This is a genomic window from Nocardioides aequoreus (assembly GCF_000720335.1).
In the GTDB taxonomy this organism is placed as follows: domain Bacteria; phylum Actinomycetota; class Actinomycetes; order Propionibacteriales; family Nocardioidaceae; genus Marmoricola; species Marmoricola aequoreus.
The window spans coordinates 267,721-281,063 of record NZ_JOJN01000002.1 but is presented as its reverse complement, the minus strand read 5'-3'; the positions used below and the strand labels follow the sequence as shown (position 1 = coordinate 281,063).

Here is a 13,343-nt window from a genome sequence, read left to right as displayed (position 1 = left end):
ACGCACGTGGCCAGCAAGAGCTCAGACGTCCGCCCCAAGATCACCTTGGCGTGCGTTGACTGCAAGGAGCGCAACTACATCACCAAGAAGAACCGGCGCAACAACCCCGATCGCATGGAGATGAAGAAGTTCTGCCCGCGCTGCCGCACCCACACGGCGCACCGCGAGACCCGCTGAGCTTCCACCAGACGCACCCTCGAGCGGTCCCGGCGCAGCTGCCGGGGCCGCTCGACGCGTCTCGCGACCCTGTGAGTCCCCGATGACGACCTCCGAGCACCCCTCCGGCCACCACTCCGGCCGTGACTCCGGCCAGGGCACCCTCGCCGACCTCACCACGCTGCGCCTCGGCGGCCCCGCGGAGGAGCTCGTGGTGGCCGGCGACGAGGCCGCGCTGGTCGAGGCCGTCCGCGAGGCCGACGAGGCCGGCCGGCCCGTGCTGGTGGTGGGCGGCGGCAGCAACCTCGTCGTCGCCGACGAGGGCGTGCCCGGACGGGTGGTCGTGGTGCGCAGCCGCGGCCTGCAGGTCGAGTCCGACCTGTGCGGCGGGGCCTACGTCGAGGTCGCCGCGGGCGAGCCGTGGGACGACCTGGTGGCGAGCGCCGTCAGCCGCGGCTGGATCGGCCTCGAGGCGCTCTCCGGCATCCCCGGGACCACCGGGGCCACGCCGATCCAGAACGTCGGCGCCTACGGCCAGGAGGTCAGCCAGACGCTGGCCCGCGTCCGCACGTGGGACCGCGAGCGCGGCACCGTGCGCACCTTCGCCGCCGCCGACTGCGGCTTCGGCTACCGCACCTCGCGCTTCAAGGCCGAGCCCGGCCGCTTCGTGGTGCTCTCCACGACCTTCCAGCTCGGGCTCGGCGACCTCGGCACCCCGGTGCGGTACGCCGAGCTCGCGCGCGCCCTGGGCGTCGAGGTAGGGGAGCGCGCCTCCAGCGCGGAGGTGCGCCGGGTCGTGCTGGAGCTGCGCCGCGGCAAGGGCATGGTGCTCGACCCCGACGACCACGACACCTGGAGCACCGGCTCCTTCTTCACCAACCCGGTCGTGCCCGCCGACCAGGTGCCCGACGGGGCTCCCGCGTGGCCGGTCGGCGAGGCGGAGCACAAGACCAGTGCCGCCTGGCTGATCGAGCACGCCGGCTTCGGCAAGGGCCACGGCGGCGACGGCGTGCGGGTCTCCTCGCGTCACACCCTGGCGCTGACCAACCGCGGCGGCGGCAGCACCGCCGAGCTGCTCGCCCTGGCCCGCGAGATCCGCGACGGCGTCCGGGCGCGCTTCGGCATCACCCTGGAGCCCGAGCCCGTGCTGGTCGGCTGCGGGCTGTAGGTCTCGTCCCGCCCGTCGCGACCTCGTGCCTCGGTCGCGGGGCTCGCTCGACCTCGTCGCCTGCGACCTGACCTCGTGCCTCGGTCGGGACGTCGCTCTGGGGTCTCGTCCCGCCCGTCGCGACCTCGTGCCTCGGTCGCGGGGCTCGCTCGACCTCTTCGCCTGCGACCTGACCTCGTGCCTCGGTCGGGACGTCGCTCGGGGGTCTGGTCCCGCCCGTCGCGACGTCGTGCCTCGGTCGCGGGGCTCGCTCGACCTCTTCGCCTGCGACCTGACCTCGTGCCTCGGTGGGGGCCCCGCTCTGGGGTCTCGTCCCGCCCGTCGCGACCTCGTGCCTCGGTCGCGGGGCTCGCTCGACCTCTTCGCCTGCGACCTGACCTCGTGCCTCGGTCAGGTCGCGCTCAGACGTTCCCGTAGTCGGAGCTGGTGCCGCTGCTGGAGATGGCCCAGACGACGAAGGCGATGTAGAGCGCCACGGCGACCAGGGCGAGCGCCAGCAGGACCGACCCGATCACCCCGGTGACGAGGCCCGCACGTGCCGAGCCCTCGCCGCCCAGCTGACCGCCGGAGGCCTCGATCTCGCGCACCGCGCGGCGTCCGATGACCCAGGCGAAGGGGCTGGTCAGGAAGAGCAGCCCGCAGGTGGCCAGGCCGCCGGCGAGGCCGACGATGCCCAGCACCAGCGCCAACGTGGCCTGCGGGTGGTCGGGCTTGGCGACGGGGAGGCCCATCGGCGGCGGCTGCTGGGCGTACGGCGACGGCGACGGCGCGGCGTACGGCGGGGGCTGCTGGTAGGACGGCTGCTGGTAGGACGGCTGCTCGTACGACGGCGGCGCCGGCTGCGGCTGCCCGTAGGGCGAGGGGGGCGGGGCGTCCCAGCCCCGCGACGGCTCGGGCTGCTGCCAGCCCAGCGGCCGCGTCGCCTCGTCGTCGCTGCGCGACGGGTCGCGCTCCTCGTCCCCCGGATAGCCGCTCATGGGGACATTGTCCCCAACCACGCGTCGACGTCACGGAGCCACCCGAGTTTGGCCTCCTCGGGAGCGGCGCTGGCACGGATCGAGCCGCGTGCGAGCTCGGCCAGCTGGGCGTCGTCGAGCTCGTGCGCGGCCCGCACGGTGGCGTACTGGCCGGCGAGCTGGGAGCCGAAGAGCAGCGGGTCGTCGGCGCCGAGCGCGACGGTGGCGCCGGCGGCCACCAGCTCCGGAAGCGGCACGGAGGCGGGGTCGCTGTAGACCCCCAGCGCCACGTTGGAGACCGGGCACACCTCGAGCGCGACCCCGCGCTCCACCACGAGGTCGAGCACGGCAGGGTCCTCGACGCTGCGGACGCCGTGGCCCAGCCGGTCGGCGTGCAGCGTCTCGACGCAGCGGCGCGCCGAGTCCGCGCCCAGCAGCTCGCCGCCGTGCGGCACGAGCAGCAGCCCGGCCTGCTCGGCGATGGCGAACGCGCGCGCGAAGTCCTCGGTGACGCCGCGACGCTCGTCGTTGGAGAGGCCGAAGCCGACCACCCCCCGCCCGGCGTACTGCGCCGCGAGCCGTGCCAGCGTGCGGGCGTCGAGCGGGTGGCGGGTGCGGTTGGCCGCGATCACGACGGCCATCCCGAGCCCGACCTCGCGCGAGGTCGTCGCCACGGCATCCAGCACGAGCTCGGTGAAGGCGGTGACCCCGCCAAAGCGGGCGGCGTACCCGCTCGGGTCGACCTGGATCTCCAGCCAGACCGCGCCGTCGCGCTTGTCGTCCTCGGCCGCCTCCCGCACCAGCCGGCGGATGTCGTCCTCGGTGCGCAGCACGGCGCGGGCGAGGTCGTAGAGCCGCTGGAAGCGGAACCAGCCCTTCTCGTCGGCGGCCGAGAGTCGCGGCGGCCAGTCCTCGACGAGGGCGTCGGGCAGCCGGTGGCCGTCGCGCTCCGCGAGCTCCAGCAGCGTCGCGTGCCGCATCGAGCCGGTGAAGTGCAGGTGCAGGTGTGCCTTCGGCAGCGCCTCGAGCGGCCTCACCCTGGTGGTCAGCCGCGCTCGCCGGCGAGCTTCTCCGCCGCGGCCAGGCGCACGCACGTGGCGACCGCCTCCATGGCCGAGCGCACGTCGTCGAGGGAGGGGAAGGTCGGCGCGAGCCGGATGTTGCGGTCGCGGGGGTCGTGCCCGCCGGGGAAGGAGGCCCCCGCGGGGGTCAGCGCGACCCCGGCCTGCTTGGCCAGCTCGACCACCCGCGACGCGGTGCCGTCGAGCACGTCGAGGCTGACGAAGTAGCCGCCCCGGGGGTCGGTCCACTCCGCGATGCCGAGCCCGCCGAGCCCCTCGTCGAGCACCCGCGCCACCTCCGCGAACTTCGGCGCGATCAGCTCGCGGTGCCGAGCCATGTGCTGGCGCACCCCGGCGGCCGAGCCGAAGAGCTGCGCGTGGCGCAGCTGGTTGAGCTTGTCGGGACCGATCGAGCCCTTGGAGAGGTGGTCGAGGTACCACGCGACGGTGGCCTCCGAGCCCGCCAGGAAGGCGACGCCCGCGCCCGCGTAGGTGACCTTCGAGGTCGAGGCGAACATGATCGCCCGCTCGGGGTGGCCGGCGGCGGCGCAGGCGCCCAGCAGGTCAGGGGTCGGCGTCTCGACCTCGGTCAGGTGGTGCAGCGCGTAGGCGTTGTCCCAGAAGATCGTGAAGTCGGGCGCCGCCGTGGGCATCGTGGCCAGCCGCTGCGCGACCTGGTCGGTCACGCTGTCGCCGCTGGGGTTGGCGTAGGTCGGCACCACCCACATGCCCTTGACGCTGGGGTCGTGCGCGACCAGCGCCGCCACGGCCTCGACGTCAGGGCCGTCGTGACGCATCGGCACCGTGACGGTCTCGATGCCCATCCAATCCAGCAGCGTGAAGTGCCGGTCGTAGCCCGGCACCGGGCAGATGAAGGTGACCTTCTCCTCGTGGCTCCAGGGCCGCTCGCTGGCCGGACCGCCGTGCAGCCACAGGTCGAGCAGCACCTCGCGCATCAGCACCAGGCTCGAGCTGCCGGCGGCGACCAGCAGGTCCGGCGTGACACCGAGCAGCTCGGCGAAGATCTCGCGCAGGTCGGGGATGCCCTGCAGCCCGCCGTAGTTGCGCACGTCGGTGCCCGCGGAGTCCTTGACGCCGTCGGGCAGCGAGAGCAGCGCGTCGGAGAGGTCCAGCTGGGCCGTCGACGGCTTCCCGCGGGTGAGGTCGAGGGCGAGCCCGCGCGCGGCCAGCGCGTCGTACGCCGCGCGCTGCTCGTCGAGGAAGGCGCTGAGCTGCTCCGGGGAGCGGTCGGCGAGCGGCTGGCCGGAGCCCGAGGAGGAGGCCGAGGAAGGGGTCTGGGACGAGGTCACAGGCCCATCGTCGCAAACCCCGGCCCGGGCGTGGGCGCGGGTGCGACCGCACGGGTTCGACTTGGGCAGAGCACCCCCGTACACTTCAGTACTGGTGTCTTCGGGCAAGGCTCAGGCCTGCCCTCGTTGCTGTCCCGCAGACACCGAAGGGCACTAGCTCAACTGGCAGAGCATCGGTCTCCAAAACCGAAGGTTGGGGGTTCAAGTCCCTCGTGCCCTGCGAGGACCAGACCGACAGCCGACGACCACAAGGTGATGAGACACGTGACGGACAAGGCCGTGCGTCCAGAGAAGGACTCTCGCGAGCGCACCAGCCCGATCACGTTCCTGCGCCAGGTGGTCGCCGAGCTCCGCAAGGTCGTGTGGCCCACGCAGCAGCAGCTGGTGACCTACTTCCTGGTGGTGCTGGTCTTCGTGCTCGTGATGATCGCCTACGTCTCGGTCCTCGACGTCGCGTTCGGCCGGGCGGTCTTCGCGCTCTTCGGAGGGTGACCCCGCTCGCCCGCCACCGCGCGCCGAGCCCCGCACGAGCCAGCAGCACGACCAGACGACAGAGAAGACCGGAGTGACCGTGTCCCAGCAGCACGACGAGCAGCCCGACGAGTCGACCACGGACGCCGTGGCCGAGCAGGAGGAGGCCGTCCTCACCGACCCCGAGACCGGCCAGACCGTCGAGGTCGTCTCCGCGCCCGACACCGACCCCGTCGCGCTCGACCCCCTCGACGAGACCGATCAGACCGACGGCGAGACCGACGACCAGGCCGACGACCTGACCGACGAGACCGACGACGAGCCCGCCCCGGAGACGCTGGAGGAGTCGGCGCAGGCCGTCGACGCCCCGCCGGCCGACCCGATGGAGGAGTTCCGCGCCTCGCTGCGCAGCAAGGTCGGCGACTGGTTCGTGGTGCACACCTACTCCGGCATGGAGAACAGGGTGAAGGCCAACCTCGAGAACCGCGTCACTTCGCTGAACATGGAGGACTACATCCACGAGGTCGTGGTCCCCACCGAGGAGGTCGCGGAGATCAAGAACGGCCAGCGCAAGATGGTCCGTCGCACCGTGCTCCCCGGCTACGTCCTGGTCCGGATGGACCTCACCGACGAGTCCTGGGCCGCGGTCCGGCACACGCCGTCGGTCACCGGCTTCGTGGGCCACAGCCACCAGCCGGTGCCGCTCTCGCTCGACGAGGTCGAGAACATGCTGGCCCCGGCGATCGCCGCCCAGGTGCAGGCCGCGGCCCCGGCGGAGTCCGCCGGCGGCTCCGGTGGCACCAAGACGGCCGCGCGGCAGCAGACCGAGGTCGCCGACTTCGACGTCTCCGACTCGGTCATGGTGGTCGACGGCCCCTTCGCCACGCTCCACGCCACGATCACCGAGATCAACGCCGAGGCGCAGCGCGTCAAGGCGCTCGTGGAGATCTTCGGTCGCGAGACCCCCGTCGAGCTCAGCTTCACCCAGATTCAACGCGTCTGACTCGCACGAGCTTGCGAGTGCGAGTCAGGAAAGCGTTGGGTCGAGGAGCGCCGACGGACTCGCGCAGCGAAGCCAGCGAGTCCGTGGCGCGTCACGAGACACCGGTGAGACGGGAGACAACGCCTCACCACCCCCCGGTGAGACGAGAGACAACGCCTCACCACCCCCGGTGAGACGAGAGACAACGCCTCACCACCCCCGGTGAGACGAGAGACAACGTCCCACCGCCCCCGGTGAGAGCCGGGTGACACCGCAGGGAAACACAGGTGGCAGGGGCCGACGGCCCCGACATGACCACGAGAGAAGGAAGACAAGGAATGCCTCCCAAGAAGAAGATCGCTGCACTGGTCAAGGTGCAGCTGCAGGCCGGTGCGGCCACCCCCGCGCCGCCCGTCGGTACGGCGCTCGGTCCGCACGGCGTCAACATCATGGACTTCTGCAAGGCCTACAACGCCCAGACCGAGGCCATGCGCGGCAACGTGATCCCCGTCGAGATCACCATCTACGAGGACCGCAGCTTCACCTTCGTCACCAAGACCCCGCCCGCCGCCGAGCTGATCAAGAAGGCCGCCGGCGTCGCCAAGGGCTCCGGTGTGCCGCAGAAGGACAAGGTCGGCAAGCTGACCAAGGACCAGGTCCGCGAGATCGCCACGACCAAGCTCCCCGACCTCAACGCCAACGACCTCGACGCCGCCATGAAGATCGTCGAGGGCACTGCCCGCTCCATGGGCATCACCACCGACTAGTCCGACCAGTGGCAGGGCCGCGCTGGCCCGCAGACCACGACTTCCCGCTGAAGAACTGAGGAATGAACATGCAGCGCAGCAAGACCTACCGCGCGGTCGCGGAGACGTTCGACCAGGACGAGCTCTACGCCCCGCTCGCCGCCATCAAGATCGCCAAGGGCGGCGCCAAGAAGAAGTTCGACGAGACCGTCGACGTCGCGATGCGCCTCGGGGTCGACCCCCGCAAGGCCGACCAGATGGTGCGCGGCACCGTCAACCTGCCCCACGGCACCGGCAAGACCGCCCGGGTGCTGGTCTTCGCCAACGGTGACAAGGCGGAGGCCGCCCGCGAGGCCGGTGCCGACGAGGTCGGCGGCGACGAGCTGATCGAGAAGGTCAGCGGTGGCTACCTCGACTTCGACGCCGTCGTCGCGACGCCCGACATGATGGGCAAGGTCGGTCGTCTCGGCCGGGTGCTCGGTCCCCGTGGCCTGATGCCCAACCCGAAGACCGGCACCGTGACGCCCGACCCGGCCAAGGCTGTGACCGACATCAAGGGCGGCAAGATCGAGTTCCGCGTCGACCGTCACGCCAACCTCCACTTCATCATCGGCAAGGCGTCCTTCAGCGAGCTCCAGCTCGCGGAGAACTACGCCGCCGCCCTGGAGGAGGTGCTCCGGCTCAAGCCTGCGAGCTCCAAGGGTCGCTACCTCAAGAAGGTGACGGTCTCCACGACCATGGGCCCCGGCATCCAGGTCGACCCCAACCGCACCCGCAACGTGGCTGCGGAGGACGAGGCCTGAGCCTCCCTCCACCCGCTCGTCGACGGCGGCCGTCCCTCCCGGGGGATGGCCGCCGTCGCCGTTTTGCGCTGGCACCGTCGCGCCGCGTACTGTTGCCCGCTGTAGCCGAAGACCGCCGGTCGGTCACCCCCGGGTGATCCGAAGGGCCCCGCACCGCGGGCGACCTGCGCAGGTGACACCGAGTGAGACGCCTCAGGCGTCATCCGCCCTGTGCACCTGCACGGGGCGTCCTGCATCTCGGGGGTCCTCTCCGTCGGTCCGAGGCGGGTGAGAAGCATCCGCTCCTCGCCTGACCGACGTGGAAGGAGACCCATGGCGCGGCCGGACAAGGTAGCCGCCGTCGCAGAGATCGTTGACCAGCTCAACGACTCCGCCGGCGCCGTGCTGACCGAGTACCGCGGTCTCACCGTCAAGCAGCTGCAGGACCTGCGGCGAGCCTTCGGTGAGAACGCCAACTACGCCGTGGTCAAGAACACGCTGACCAAGATCGCCGCCAAGGAGGCGGGCGTCGAGGGATTCGACGACCTGCTCACCGGGCCGACCGCCATCGCCTTCATCTCGGGCGACGTTGTCGAGGCGGCGAAGGGTCTGCGTGACTTTGCCAAGGCCAACCCCGCCCTTGTCATCAAGGGCGGCTACATCGACGGCGCGGCCATGGAGGCCGCCGAGATCGCCAAGCTCGCTGACCTGGAGAGCCGTGAGGTGCTCCTGGGCAAGATGGCCGGCGCGATGCTCGCCTCCCTCAGCAACGCCGTCTACCTCCTCAACGCCCCGCTCCAGCAGACCGCTCGCCTCGCGGCCGCGCTGCAGGAGAAGGCCGCCGAGGACCCCTCGATCCTCCAGGGTGGGGCCGGCGAGCCGGCCGCCCCGGCCGAGGACACCGCGACGGAGGCCCCCGAGGCCGCCGCCGCAGCCGACGACGCGCCCGCGTCGGAGGAGCAGCCCGAGGCCACCGAGAGCACCGAGGCCTGACATCCGCATGACACGGCGCGAGCCGTGGCAGCAACAGAAAGGAACGCCACCATGGCGAAGCTCAGCACCGACGAGCTGCTCGATGCCTTCAAGGAGATGACCCTCCTGGAGCTCAGCGAGTTCGTGAAGCAGTTCGAGGACACCTTCGGCGTCACCGCGGCCGCCCCGGTCGCCGCGGCCGCCCCCGCCGCCGCCGGTGGCGGCGCTGCCGCCGAGGAGGCCGCGGAGCAGGACGAGTTCGACGTCGTCCTCACCGCCGCCGGTGACAAGAAGATCAACGTCATCAAGGAGGTGCGCGCGCTCACCAGCCTCGGTCTCAAGGAGGCCAAGGACCTGGTCGAGTCCGCCCCCAAGGCCGTCCTCGAGAAGGTCAACAAGGAGACGGCGGAGAAGGCGAAGGAGTCCCTCGAGGGCGCCGGCGCCAGCGTCGAGCTCAAGTGACCTCCTGAGTCACCCGAGCCCCCGGGCTCACCCGCACCGCCCCGGACCGCACCGTCGGTCCGGGGCGGTCGTGCGTCCGGGCCGGGTTTCGGTGTACAACTGTCCCGCGATGGCGCGAGGGCCGGGGAGCGACTCCTGGATCTCGCTGACGGGGTCGTCATTTCGCCGTAACTTGGTCGAGACCTACTCGTTGGTACGCGCAGTCGGGGGAGGACGCGCCCGCCCGGGCGCAGCGGTACCGAGCCGCGCGCGGGCGGCACCACGAGGATGACCGAGGGAGGCGAGGCCGGTGGGCGTCGAGATCGACATCAGGAACCTCACCAAGAGCTTCGGCAACCAGCTGATCTGGGGCGACGTCACGTTGACCGTCCCCGCCGGCGAGATCTGCGTGATGCTCGGCCCGTCCGGCACCGGCAAGTCGGTGCTGCTCAAGACCATCATCGGGCTGCTCAAGCCCGACCGGGGCGAGGTCGTCATCGAGGGCGTCGACATCGCCTCGTGCCCCGAGCGCGAGCTCTACGAGATCCGCAAGCTCTTCGGCGTCCTCTTCCAGGACGGCGCGATGTTCGGGTCGATGAACCTCTACGACAACATCGCCTTCCCCCTGCGCGAGCACACCAAGAAGTCGGAGTCCGAGATCCGTGAGATCGTCATGGAGAAGCTCGACCTGACCGGTCTGCTGGGCACCGAGGACAAGCTGCCCGGTGAGATCTCCGGCGGCATGCGCAAGCGCGCCGGCCTGGCGCGGGCCCTCGTGCTCGACCCCGAGATCGTGCTCTTCGACGAGCCCGACTCGGGCCTGGACCCGGTGCGCACGTCCTTCCTCAACCAGCTCATCGTCGACCTCAACGCCCAGATCGACGCGACCTTCCTCATCGTCACCCACGACATCAACACCGCGCGCACGGTGCCCGACAACATCGGCCTGCTCTACCACAAGCACCTGGCGATGTTCGGCCCGCGCGAGATGCTGCTGTCCTCGGAGGAGCCGGTCGTGCGCCAGTTCCTCAACGCCCAGGTCGTGGGCCCCATCGGCATGTCCGAGGAGAAGGACGCCGACGAGCTCGAGGCCGAGAAGGACATGGAGCTGCCGCCGCTGCCGCCCATCCCGCTGCAGCTCGAGCCCTCCAACGGGCAGCCCCGGCGCAGCCAGCGGGAGCCCGGTGCGTGGTGCGAGGAGAACGGCGTGACGCCGCCCCCCGGCTCCTTCGAGGAGAACATGACGATGACGACGGGCAGCTGACGCGCGCATGGCTTCTCTCACCGCGAGCCGTGTGCTGCAGCCGATCGGCACCTCGGGAAAGCTCTTCGCCTTCTTCCTCGACGTGTGCCGCCAGCTCTTCCGGCGTCCCTTCCAGCTGCGCGAGTTCATCCAGCAGGCGTGGTTCATCGCCTCGGTCACCATCGTGCCGACCGCGCTGGTCGCCATCCCGTTCGGTGCTGTCATCGCGCTCCAGGTCGGCGGGCTGATCAAGCAGTTCGGCGCCCAGTCCTTCACCGGCTCGGCCTCGGTGCTGGCCGTGGTGCAGCAGGCGGCCCCCATCGGTACGGCGCTGCTCATCGCCGGCGCCGGCGGCTCGGCGATCGCGGCCGACCTCGGGGCCCGCAAGATCCGCGAGGAGCTCGACGCGATGATGGTGCTGGGCATCGACCCCATCCAGCGCCTCGTGGTGCCGCGCGTCCTCGCCTGCATGCTGATCGCGGTCTTCCTCAACGGCATGGTCAGCGTCGTCGGCGTCGCCGGTGGCTACGTCTTCAACGTGGGGCTGCAGGGCGGCACCCCCGGTGCCTACATCGCGAGCTTCACCGCGCTCGCCCAGCTGCCCGACCTGTGGGTCGGCATGCTCAAGGCGCTGATCTTCGGGCTGCTCGCCGCGATCGTCGCCTCCTACATGGGCATGAACGCCGGCGGCGGGCCGAAGGGCGTCGGTGACGCGGTCAACCAGTCCGTGGTGATCACGTTCGTGCTGCTCTTCATCGTCAACTTCGTCGTCAGCGCGATCTACCTCCAGATCGTCCCACCGAAGACCGGATGAGGACGATGGCCGACGTCAAGCAGGTCTACCAGCGCCCGCTGCGCTCCCTCGACACGATGGGGGAGCAGCTGGCCTTCTACCTCCGCGCGCTCGCGGCGACGCCGCGCTCGGTGAAGCGCTACCCCAAGGAGATCCTCCGGCTGCTGGCCGAGGTCACCCTGGGCACCGGCGCTCTGGCCGTCATCGGCGGCACCGTGGGCGTCATCCTGGCCATGACCTTCTTCACCGGCGCCCAGGTGGGGCTCTCGGGGTACGCCGCGCTCGACCAGATCGGCACGGCGCCCTTCGCCGGCTTCGTCTCGGCCTACTTCAACACCCGGGAGATCGCGCCGCTGGTGGCGGGCATCGCGCTGGCGGCGACCGTCGGCTGCGGCTTCACCGCCCAGCTGGGCGCGATGCGCATCTCCGAGGAGGTCGACGCGCTCGAGGTGATGGCCATCCCCTCGATGCCCTTCCTGGTCACCACGCGCATCGTCGCCGGCCTGGTGGCGATCATCCCGCTCTACGTCGTGGGCCTGATGTCGTCCTACCTGGCGACCCGGCTGACCGTGACGCTCTTCTACGGCCAGAGCGTGGGCACCTACGACCACTACTTCAACCTCTTCCTGCCACCGGCCGACGTGCTGTGGTCCTTCGGCAAGGTGCTGGTCTTCAGCGTGGTCGTGATCCTGATCCACTGCTACCACGGCTACACCGCGTCGGGCGGTCCCGCCGGGGTGGGCGTGGCCGTGGGCCGCGCCGTCCGCACCTCGATCGTGGCGGTCAACGTCATCGACCTCTTCCTCTCCATGGCGATCTGGGGCTCCTCGGCGACCGTGAGGCTGGCGGGCTGACGATGCACTCGATCCTCAAGCGGCACCGTGCCCTCGGCGTGGTCTTCATCGGCATGCTGGCCCTCGCGCTGTGGCTGGTGGTGGCGATCTTCAACCAGAGCTTCAAGAAGTTCGACGAGGTGACCCTGGTCGCCGGCACCGCCGGTCTGCAGCTGCCCGACCGGGCCGACGTCAAGATCCGCGGCGTCATCATCGGCCAGGTGCTCTCGATGGAGTCCGGTGGCGAGCGGGGTGCCGTCGTCGAGCTGGGCATCGAGCCCGACAAGATGCGCGAGATCCCCGGCAACGTCACCGCCGCGATCCTCCCCAAGACGCTCTTCGGCGAGAAGTTCGTCGACCTCACCATCCCGGCCGACCCCGCCGGCACGCCGCTCGAGGCCGGTCAGACGATCGAGCAGACCGACCTGCCGGTCGAGGTGGAGCGCGTGCTCAACGACCTCTACCCGCTGCTGCGCACCATCCAGCCGGCCGAGCTCAACTACACCCTCAACGCGCTCGCCACCGCGCTCGAGGGGCGCGGCGACAAGCTGGGCGAGACGCTGGTGACGCTCGACGCCTACCTGCGCAAGCTCAACCCCGAGGTGCCGGCGCTGATGGAGGACATCCGGCTGCTGGCCGAGGTCACCGACGTCTACGGCGACGTGCTGCCGCAGCTGGCGGAGGTGCTGCGCAACACCACGCTGACCGGCAACACGCTGGTGGAGAAGGAGCAGCAGCTCAACGCGTTCCTGCGCGACCTGACCTCCTTCTCCGACACCACCACCGAGTTCCTCAACGACAACGGCAACAACATCGTGCGCCTCGCCCAGGTCAGCGAGCCGATCCTGGCGCTGCTCGAGCGCTACTCGCCGACCTCCGAGTGCCTGGTCAAGGGCCTGGTGCGACAGGCACCCCGGCTCGCCTCGACCTTCCGCGGCTTCGTCTTCCACATCGACCTGGTGGTGCTCGACGAGCAGCCGCGGGGCTACACCGAGGCCGACCGCACCGTCTACGGCGCCGACAACGGGCCCGACTGCGCACAGCTGCCCAACCCGCCCATCCCCTTCGGCGAGCTGCCCAACTTCGACGACGGCGCCGACGGGCTCAACAAGGCCAACCAGCGCGTGGCCCCCGGCGTGGACGACGAGGTGGCGGCCGCCACCGCCGCGGTCGGCCAGCCCAACCGCTCGCGGATGAGCGTCGGTCCCTCCGGCACCCCCGACCAGAAGGCGATGTTCAACTCGCTGCTGGCCCCGGTGCTCGACACCCCGGTCGACGAGATGTCCGACGTCTCCACCCTGCTCTTCGCCCCGGCCTTCGCCGGCACGGAGGTGAGCGTCAGATGAACCACCCCACGAGACTGCTCGCTCCGCGCACGGAATCCGCGGTGTGCCGGTGCGTCGGCGCTCCGCTCACACTCCCGCGGGGG

At 70.9% G+C, this 13,343-nt stretch carries 15 protein-coding genes and 1 tRNA gene; 13 read left to right on the top strand and 3 right to left on the bottom strand.

The window, feature by feature from the left end:
* The first annotated feature begins 6 nt into the window (after nt 1-6).
* The gene (gene rpmG, locus IG63_RS21985; RefSeq protein WP_084596576.1) at nt 7-177 is read left to right on the top strand and encodes a 50S ribosomal protein L33; all 171 of its coding nucleotides are present in this window, start codon (nt 7-9) and stop codon (nt 175-177) included.
* 82 nt (nt 178-259) lie between these two features.
* On the top strand, nt 260-1,324 hold the full coding sequence (locus IG63_RS0103890) for a UDP-N-acetylmuramate dehydrogenase (protein WP_051706124.1): 1,065 nt from the start codon (nt 260-262) through the stop codon (nt 1,322-1,324).
* Nucleotides 1,325-1,725: 401 nt separating this feature from the next.
* Here IG63_RS0103890 and IG63_RS23190 read toward each other — a convergent pair whose 3' ends face one another.
* Genes IG63_RS23190 through IG63_RS0103875 form a run of 3 tightly spaced genes read right to left on the bottom strand, consistent with a single transcriptional unit; the run spans nt 1,726 to nt 4,651 of the window.
* Entirely contained in the window at nt 1,726-2,301 is a 576-nt protein-coding gene (locus tag IG63_RS23190; RefSeq protein WP_211249185.1) for a DUF4190 domain-containing protein, read from the bottom strand.
* A complete protein-coding gene (locus IG63_RS0103880; RefSeq protein ID WP_030483070.1) occupies nt 2,298-3,317 on the bottom strand; it encodes an adenosine deaminase in 1,020 nt (339 codons plus the stop codon). The genes IG63_RS23190 and IG63_RS0103880 overlap by 4 nt, the downstream gene beginning before the upstream one ends.
* Nucleotides 3,318-3,325: 8 nt before the next feature.
* Nucleotides 3,326-4,651, bottom strand: coding sequence for an aspartate aminotransferase type Ic (locus IG63_RS0103875; protein ID WP_030483069.1), 1,326 nt, complete (start codon nt 4,649-4,651; stop codon nt 3,326-3,328).
* A gap of 147 nt (nt 4,652-4,798) precedes the next feature.
* Between IG63_RS0103875 and IG63_RS0103870 the strand changes: the two genes are divergently transcribed.
* The 11 genes from IG63_RS0103870 to IG63_RS0103820 all read left to right on the top strand — a co-directional run bounded on the left by IG63_RS0103870 (nt 4,799) and on the right by IG63_RS0103820 (nt 13,260).
* Nucleotides 4,799-4,871, top strand: a tRNA-Trp gene (locus IG63_RS0103870).
* A 35-nt stretch (nt 4,872-4,906) separates the two neighbouring features.
* Nucleotides 4,907-5,143, top strand: coding sequence for a preprotein translocase subunit SecE (gene secE / locus IG63_RS0103865; RefSeq protein WP_030483068.1), 237 nt, complete (start codon nt 4,907-4,909; stop codon nt 5,141-5,143).
* A 73-nt stretch (nt 5,144-5,216) separates the two neighbouring features.
* Entirely contained in the window at nt 5,217-6,125 is a 909-nt protein-coding gene (nusG, locus tag IG63_RS20390; protein ID WP_245604297.1) for a transcription termination/antitermination protein NusG, read from the top strand.
* A 317-nt stretch (nt 6,126-6,442) separates the two neighbouring features.
* Nucleotides 6,443-6,871, top strand: coding sequence for a 50S ribosomal protein L11 (gene rplK, locus IG63_RS0103855; protein ID WP_030483066.1), 429 nt, complete (start codon nt 6,443-6,445; stop codon nt 6,869-6,871).
* A gap of 68 nt (nt 6,872-6,939) precedes the next feature.
* Nucleotides 6,940-7,653 (top strand): 50S ribosomal protein L1, encoded by a 714-nt coding sequence (gene rplA, locus IG63_RS0103850; protein ID WP_030483065.1) that lies wholly within the window; start codon nt 6,940-6,942, stop codon nt 7,651-7,653.
* Nucleotides 7,654-7,965: 312 nt separating this feature from the next.
* On the top strand, nt 7,966-8,625 hold the full coding sequence (gene rplJ, locus IG63_RS0103845) for a 50S ribosomal protein L10 (RefSeq protein WP_030483064.1): 660 nt from the start codon (nt 7,966-7,968) through the stop codon (nt 8,623-8,625).
* A gap of 51 nt (nt 8,626-8,676) precedes the next feature.
* Nucleotides 8,677-9,066, top strand: coding sequence for a 50S ribosomal protein L7/L12 (rplL, locus tag IG63_RS0103840; protein ID WP_030483063.1), 390 nt, complete (start codon nt 8,677-8,679; stop codon nt 9,064-9,066).
* Between the two features lie 289 nt (nt 9,067-9,355).
* Nucleotides 9,356-10,309 (top strand): ABC transporter ATP-binding protein, encoded by a 954-nt coding sequence (locus IG63_RS0103835; RefSeq protein ID WP_030483062.1) that lies wholly within the window; start codon nt 9,356-9,358, stop codon nt 10,307-10,309.
* Nucleotides 10,310-10,316: 7 nt separating this feature from the next.
* The gene (locus IG63_RS0103830; RefSeq protein WP_030483061.1) at nt 10,317-11,102 is read left to right on the top strand and encodes an MlaE family ABC transporter permease; all 786 of its coding nucleotides are present in this window, start codon (nt 10,317-10,319) and stop codon (nt 11,100-11,102) included.
* Nucleotides 11,099-11,935, top strand: a complete 837-nt coding sequence (locus tag IG63_RS0103825) for an MlaE family ABC transporter permease (protein WP_425411767.1) — start codon at nt 11,099-11,101, stop codon at nt 11,933-11,935. The genes IG63_RS0103830 and IG63_RS0103825 overlap by 4 nt, the downstream gene beginning before the upstream one ends.
* 2 nt (nt 11,936-11,937) lie before the next feature.
* Nucleotides 11,938-13,260 (top strand): MCE family protein, encoded by a 1,323-nt coding sequence (locus IG63_RS0103820; RefSeq protein ID WP_030483059.1) that lies wholly within the window; start codon nt 11,938-11,940, stop codon nt 13,258-13,260.
* Nucleotides 13,261-13,343 lie beyond the last annotated feature (83 nt).

Excerpts from the sequence above, each read along its gene's own strand:
- IG63_RS0103890 (WP_051706124.1), top strand. The coding sequence starts at position 260 with ATGACGACCTCCGAGCACCCCTCCGGCCACCACTCCGGCCGTGACTCC.
- IG63_RS0103825 (WP_425411767.1), top strand. The coding sequence starts at position 11,099 with ATGAGGACGATGGCCGACGTCAAGCAGGTCTACCAGCGCCCGCTGCGC.
- IG63_RS0103820 (WP_030483059.1), top strand. The coding sequence starts at position 11,938 with ATGCACTCGATCCTCAAGCGGCACCGTGCCCTCGGCGTGGTCTTCATC.
- IG63_RS23190 (WP_211249185.1), bottom strand. The coding sequence starts at position 2,301 with ATGAGCGGCTATCCGGGGGACGAGGAGCGCGACCCGTCGCGCAGCGAC.
- rplK (WP_030483066.1), top strand. The coding sequence starts at position 6,443 with ATGCCTCCCAAGAAGAAGATCGCTGCACTGGTCAAGGTGCAGCTGCAG.
- secE (WP_030483068.1), top strand. The coding sequence starts at position 4,907 with ATGAGACACGTGACGGACAAGGCCGTGCGTCCAGAGAAGGACTCTCGC.
- rplL (WP_030483063.1), top strand. The coding sequence starts at position 8,677 with ATGGCGAAGCTCAGCACCGACGAGCTGCTCGATGCCTTCAAGGAGATG.
- rplA (WP_030483065.1), top strand. The coding sequence starts at position 6,940 with ATGCAGCGCAGCAAGACCTACCGCGCGGTCGCGGAGACGTTCGACCAG.
- IG63_RS0103830 (WP_030483061.1), top strand. The coding sequence starts at position 10,317 with ATGGCTTCTCTCACCGCGAGCCGTGTGCTGCAGCCGATCGGCACCTCG.
- rplJ (WP_030483064.1), top strand. The coding sequence starts at position 7,966 with ATGGCGCGGCCGGACAAGGTAGCCGCCGTCGCAGAGATCGTTGACCAG.